Origin of the sequence: Microtetraspora sp. AC03309 (assembly GCF_020826795.1) — a bacterium.
Lineage (GTDB): Bacteria > Actinomycetota > Actinomycetes > Streptosporangiales > Streptosporangiaceae > Microtetraspora > Microtetraspora glauca.
Genome location: NZ_JADDIL010000602.1, coordinates 1 through 398, shown reverse-complemented (window position 1 = coordinate 398; position 398 = coordinate 1). Strand labels below are relative to the sequence as shown.

Sequence of the window (398 nt, the reverse complement as noted above, 5' to 3'; positions counted from 1 at the left end):
GGTGGCCTCGCAGAACGCATCGACCGGGTCTGTCGTCGTTGTCATTGTTCCGTCCTTAGTCACTTGCGAATTGCAACCCACGCTAATGCCTGTTCATTGCAATTCGCAATGGACTACGGTCGACATGTGCCCAAACAGTCCTTCGGCGATATCGCGTGCTCGATTGCGCGCGCGGTCGATGTGGTCGGGCAACGCTGGACCCCATTGATCCTGCGTGACCTGTTCGCGGGGCTGACGCGGTTCGAGGACATCCGCCGCGACCTCGGTATCGCGTCGAACATCCTGGCTGCGCGGCTCGACGACCTCGAAGTCCATGGAGTCGTGGAACGGCGCCAGTATCAGAGCGCACCGCCGCGGTACGAGTATCTGCTCACCGACAAAGGCCGTGACCTCTACCC

The 398-nt window shown here is 61.1% G+C and carries 1 protein-coding gene; it reads left to right on the top strand.

The window, feature by feature from the left end; translation table 11 throughout:
• Positions 1–126: 126 nt before the first annotated feature.
• A partial coding sequence (locus tag IMZ11_RS44555) for a helix-turn-helix domain-containing protein (protein WP_228649836.1) occupies positions 127–398 on the top strand: 272 nt, incomplete at its 3' end.